This is a genomic window from Streptomyces sp. JW3, assembly GCF_052216785.1.
GTDB lineage: Bacteria > Actinomycetota > Actinomycetes > Streptomycetales > Streptomycetaceae > Streptomyces.
This window is the reverse complement of record NZ_JBQOUX010000197.1, coordinates 1-5,695: the sequence shown is the minus strand read 5'-3', so window position 1 is coordinate 5,695 and position 5,695 is coordinate 1. Positions and strand designations below refer to the sequence as shown.

At 74.7% G+C, this 5,695-nt stretch carries 5 protein-coding genes; all 5 read left to right on the top strand.

Going from position 1 to position 5,695, the window contains the following annotated elements:
* Positions 1-241: 241 nt before the first annotated feature.
* The gene (gene fes / locus ACTT8P_RS37770; protein WP_442836318.1) at positions 242-1,558 is read left to right on the top strand and encodes an enterochelin esterase; all 1,317 of its coding nucleotides are present in this window, start codon (positions 242-244) and stop codon (positions 1,556-1,558) included.
* Positions 1,559-1,643: 85 nt separating this feature from the next.
* On the top strand, positions 1,644-2,630 hold the full coding sequence (locus ACTT8P_RS37765; protein ID WP_442836317.1) for an ABC transporter substrate-binding protein: 987 nt from the start codon (positions 1,644-1,646) through the stop codon (positions 2,628-2,630).
* The gene (locus ACTT8P_RS37760) at positions 2,627-3,397 is read left to right on the top strand and encodes a 2,3-dihydro-2,3-dihydroxybenzoate dehydrogenase (RefSeq protein ID WP_442836316.1); all 771 of its coding nucleotides are present in this window, start codon (positions 2,627-2,629) and stop codon (positions 3,395-3,397) included. Before ACTT8P_RS37765 ends, ACTT8P_RS37760 begins: the two co-directional genes overlap by 4 nt.
* 50 nt (positions 3,398-3,447) lie before the next feature.
* Complete coding sequence (locus ACTT8P_RS37755; protein WP_442836315.1) at positions 3,448-4,671, top strand: isochorismate synthase; 1,224 nt, start codon at positions 3,448-3,450, stop codon at positions 4,669-4,671.
* A partial coding sequence (locus ACTT8P_RS37750) for a (2,3-dihydroxybenzoyl)adenylate synthase (protein WP_442836314.1) occupies positions 4,668-5,695 on the top strand: 1,028 nt, incomplete at its 3' end. The genes ACTT8P_RS37755 and ACTT8P_RS37750, both read left to right, overlap by 4 nt.

Here is a 5,695-nt window from a genome sequence, read left to right as displayed (position 1 = left end):
CCGGCCGCGCGGGCGGCGGGCGCCGGGCGCCGGTTTCGGCGGGGCGGGGGCCGTCGCGGCGCTCACGGGGTCGCCGCCGGGGCGGGGCACCGGGGGGCGGGCACCGTTTTCGGCCGGTGCAGTGCACACATTCCAATGGACATGTGGTTAGCTTAGGCTACCCTTACCGAAGCTTGTTGACGATCACGTCGACAGCACCGGCACCATCTGTATACCCGACCGCGGTCCACGGAGAACACCGATGACCACCCTGCCCAGTTCCGCCCCGAGCCACGCGTCCCTGGACATCCGTCCGGTCCGGGTCACCGGCCCGCGCGTCGCGCGTCTCCAGCAGGAGACGGACGGGGCCGACGCGGTACGGCGCGCCGCGCTGACCGCCGAGTTCTGGACAGAGGTGGAACGTTTCGGCACTCCGCTGGTCGAGGAGTTGGACGGCCTGCCCGGCCATCGCGCGGTCACCTTCCTGTGGCGCGGCCACCGCGCCACCCGGCAGGTGCTGTTCCACGGCAACCGCATCACCGACCGCGACCACCTCGCCGGTTCGCTGCTTGAGCGGGTGCCGGGGACGGACGTATGGCACCTGGGGCTGCGGCTGCGCGCCGATCACCGCGGCTCCTACCGGCTGGCCGCCGACATCTCGACCGGGCGGCCGCCGGCCGACCCGGCGGGGCTCCAGGAGCGGCTGCGGTCGCTGTCCGCGCACGCCGCCGCCGACCCGCTCAACCCCCGGCGGGTGGCCACCCGCTGGCAGCCGGCCGACAGTTCGGTCTTCGCCCTGCCCGCCGCCCCGGCCCAGCCGGGGACCGGACGGCGGGCCGCGGCCGGGGCCGGCCGGGTCGAGCGGCACCGGGTGCCGGCCGGGGCGCCGGTCGGCGACCGGGACACCTGGGTGTACCTGCCGCCGGGCCTGGCCCGGCACACCGGGGCGCCGCTGCCGGTGGCCGTGCTGTGCGACGGCGACATGTGGTTCGGCCGGCTCGGCTTCGGCGACACCCTGGACGCGCTGATCGCCGACGGGGCGCTGCCGCCGCTGGTGGTGGTCGCGCCGGACGCCGTGGACCGCCGCACCCGCTGGCGCGACCTGGGCGCCCGGGAGCCGTTCGTCGCCTTCCTGGCCGACACGCTGCTGCCCTGGGCGGCCGGCCGCTGGCCGCTCAGCACCGACCCGCGGCGCACCGTGGTGGCCGGCCAGAGCCTCGGCGGCATGACCGCCCTGTACGCCGGTCTGCTGCGGCCCGACCGGTTCGGCAACGTCCTCGCCCAGTCGCCTTCCCTGTGGTGGCGCCCCGGGCTGCCGTCGCCGGCCGGCCCCAAACCCGCCGTGCCGGGCGATCCCTGGCTCGTCGCGCGGTACAAGTCCGCGCCGCCCCGCGCCCTGACGGTCCATCTGGACGTGGGGCTGCACGAGGGCGCCATGGTCGACCACAGCCGCGCGCTGTACGGCGCGCTGAGCGCGGCCGGCTGTCCGGTGACCTTCGACACCTACAACGGCGGTCACGACTACGCCTGCTGGCACGGCGCCCTGGCCGCCGGCCTGGTCCGGCTGCTGGGCCGCTGACCTCCCCCGACCTCTTTCCGACCCCTTCCCCACCTCTTTCCCGACCGTTTTCCGCCATCATCCGCAACCGAGGAGTCCCGCTTCCATGTCCTGTGCACGTTCCACCCGCAGAACCGTTCTGACGTCCGCCGCCGCGGTCCTGACCGGAGCGCTCCTCCTGACCGGCTGCGGGAGCGACGACGGCGACGGCGGCAGCGACAGCGCGAGCGGCAAGGAGTCGGGCACCCGTCAGGTCACCGACGCCACGGGCCGCGAGGTCGACGTGCCCACCGACCCGCAGAAGGTCGTCACGCTGAGCGAGCCCACCCTGGACGCCGCCCTCGCGCTCGGCGTGGAGCCGGTCGGCGCGACCGCGGGCCGCGGCCAGCAGGGCGTCTCCACCTACCTCGCCGACAAGGCGGGCAAGGCGCAGGTCGTCGCCACGGTCGCCGAGGCCGACATGGAGAAGGTCGCCGCCCTCCAGCCCGACCTGATCCTGCTGGACGAGACGACGGCGGTGAAGACCCAGGTCTCCAAGCTGGAGTCGATCGCCCCCACCGTGGTCACCGCCAAGCTGAACGAGGACTGGAAGAAGGCGTTCACGGCCACCGCCGACGCCCTCAACAAGAAGTCCGCGGCCGAGAAGATCGTCAGCGACTTCGACGCCGACGTGGCCGCCACCAAGAAGAAGCTGGGCGACAACGCGGGCGCCTCGGTCAGCGTGGTCCGCTGGCAGAACGGCGCGCCGTCCGCGGTCGGCCGCGGCGTGGGCCACGTCGGCTCCACGCTCACCGCGCTCGGTCTGGACCGGCCCAAGGACCAGCAGGGCGTGGGCACCGGCCACAGCGAGCCGGTCAGCCTGGAGAAGCTCTCCACCATCGACGCCGACTGGCTGGTCTTCGGCACCCTCGGCGAGAAGGCCGACGGCGAGAAGGCGTACGCCGAGGCCAAGAAGGTCCCCAACTTCTCCAAGCTGAAGGCCGAGCAGGAGGGCCACGTCGTCGTGGTCCAGGGCTCCGCCTGGAACAGCGCCGGCGGCCCGCTCGCCGCCCGGATCGTGCTGGCCGACCTGACGAAGGCGCTGGCCTCGTGAGCGGCGCACTGGACGGCCGGCTCGCCCTCGTCACGGGGGCCGGCCGGGGCATCGGCGCGGCGGTGGTCACCGCCCTCGTCGCGGAGGGCGCCCGGGTGGTCGCCACCGACCTCGCGTTCGACGACCCGGAGGCGTTCGGCGAGCGGGTCACCGCCCACACCCTGGACGTCACCGACGCCGCCGCCGTGGAGGCGCTGGTGGACTCCGTGGAGAGCGGGACCGGCCCGCTGGACATCGCCGTTAACGTGGCCGGCATCCTGCGCGACGCGCCCGTCACCGAACTGTCCGACGAGGACTGGGCGGCGCACTTCGCGGTCAACACCACCGGCGTCTTCCACGTCTCCCGCGCCGTCGCCCGCCGGATGACCGGGCGCGGCCGGGGCAGCATCGTCACCGTCGCCTCCAACGCGGGCGGCATCCCGCGCGCGGGCCTCGCCGCCTACGCCGCCTCCAAGGCCGCCGCGGTGATGTTCACCAAGTGCCTGGGCCTGGAGGTCGCCCGGCAGGGCGTGCGCTGCAACACGGTCTCCCCCGGCTCGACCATGACCGACATGCAGCGCGCCCTGTGGACCGAGGGCGAGGAGGAGGCGTCGGCGCGGCGCGTCATCGAGGGGGACCTGGCGTCCTACCGCACGGGCATCCCGCTCGGCCGGATCGCCGACCCCTGCGACATCGCCGACGCGGTCGTCTTCCTCGCCTGTGACCGGGCCCGCCACATCACGATGCACGACCTGTACGTCGACGGCGGCGCGACCCTGCGGGCCTGATCCCCACCCCGGCTCAGACCCTGCTCAGACCTCCCCCACTGGAGACTGTCATGTCTGTTTCCCTGCACGAACCCACCGCCGGCCGCACCGCCGGACGCACCGCCGCCGAGCCCGTCTCCCCGGGCGCGGCGACCTCCCTGCTCGACGCGTACCGACCGGCCACCGACCGCTTCCTGGCCACCCCCCACCGGACGCTGCTGGGCCGCGGCACCGCCGCCGTGATACCCGACGACGCCCGCCCGCCGGCCGTGCGGGTGCGCGAGGTGCTGGACGGGCTGCGCCGCCCGGGAGCCGCGGCGCCGGTCGTGGTCGGCACGCTGCCGTTCGCCCCGGACGGCCCGGCCGCGCTCGCGGTGCCGGACATGGTGCACTGGGCGCCGCCGCTGCGCGAGGACCCGCTGGTCGCGCTGGCCGTCCCGCACGACGAGGACCGGCCCGACTGGCGGGTCGAGGAGGTCCCCTCCCCCGAGCGCTACGGTCAGGCGGTCGCCGCGGCGGTCGCCCGGATGCGGGCCGGCGAGTTCGACAAGGTGGTCCTCGCCCGCAGCCTGGAGCTGACCTCGCGCCGTGAACCCGACCTGCCGGCCATGCTGCGCCGGCTGGCCCGCCGCGACCCGGCCGGCTACACCTTCGCCGTGCCCAGCGGCCCCGGCCGCACCCTGATCGGCGCCAGCCCCGAACTGCTGGTCGCCCGGCAGGGCGGCGCGCTCACCGCCAACCCGCTGGCAGGTTCGGCGCCGCGCAGCGAGGACCTCGCCGAGGACGTGCGGCGCGCGGCCGCCCTGCTGGAGTCCGAGAAGGACCTCCATGAGCACGCCGTCGTGGTGGCCGCCGTACGCGAGGCGCTGGCCCCCTTCTGCACCACGCTCGACGTGCCCGAGCGGCCCACGCTGGTGCGCACCGCCGCCATGTGGCACCTGTCGACCACCGTCACCGGCGAGCTGGCCGACCCGGCGGCCACCACCGCGCTGGACCTGGCGTCCGCGCTGCACCCCACCCCCGCGGTGTGCGGCACGCCCACCGAGCTGGCCCGGCGGGTCATCGCCGAGTCGGAGCCGTTCGACCGGGGCGCCTACACCGGCATGGTCGGCTGGCAGGACGCCGACGGCGACGGCGAGTGGGTCGTGACGATCCGCTGCGCCGAGGCCGAGGGCCGGACGCTCAGGCTGTTCGCCGGCGCCGGGGTCGTGGCCGCGTCCACGCCGGAGGCCGAGACGGCGGAGACCGCCGCCAAGTTCCGTACCTTCCTGCACGCTGTTGGAGCTTCGCTGTGACCCTCACCCCCGGTGTGGACTCCCCCACCTGGCCCGCCGAGTTCGCCGAGCGCTACCGCGCGGCCGGCTACTGGCGCGGCGAGACCTTCGGCTCCATGCTCCGCGAACGCGCCGCCGCCCACCCCGACCGGATCGCCCTGATCGACCCGGCCCCCGAGCGCCGCACCTGGACCTACCGGGAACTGGACCAGCGGGCCGACCGAATGGCGGCCGGCTTCCTGGCGCGCGGCATCCGCAAGGGCGACCGGGTCGTCGTCCAGCTCCCGAACATCGGCGAGTTCGTCGAGGTGGTCTTCGCCCTGTTCCGGATCGGCGCGCTGCCGGTGTACGCGCTGCCCGCGCACCGCGAGACGGAGATCGCCCACTTCTGCTCCTTCACCGAAGCCGTCGCCTACGTCGTCCCGGACCGGCACGCCGGTTTCGACCACCGGGACCTGGCCTCGCTGATGCGCAAGCAGAACCCGGGTCTGAAGCACGTCTTCGTGGCCGGCGACGACCCGGGCGAGCACACCCCGCTGAGCGAGGTGCCGTGCGAGCCGGCCGGACCGTTCGACGGGCCCGCACCGCACGAGCTGGCGTTCCTCCAGCTCTCCGGCGGCACCACGGGACTGAACAAGCTGATCCCGCGCACCCACGACGACTACATGTACTCGCTGTGGGGCTCCAACGAGATCTGCGGGGTGGACGGTGCCACCCGGTTCCTGGTGGTGCTGCCGGCCGCGCACAACTTCCCGATGAGTTCCCCCGGCTGGCTCGGCGCGCTGTACGCGGGCGGCACGGTGGTGCTCGCCCCGCGGCCCGACCCGGCGACCGCGTTCCCGCTCATCGAGCGCGAGCGGATCACCATGACGGCGATGGTGCCGCCGCTCGCCCTGGTGTGGACGGACGCCGCCGAGGCCACCGCGCACGACCTGTCCAGCCTGGAACTGGCCCTGGTGGGCGGCGCCAAGTACAGCGAATCGGCCGCCCGCCGCCTGGAACCCGCCCTCGGCTGCAAGCTGATGCAGGTCTTCGGCATGGCGGA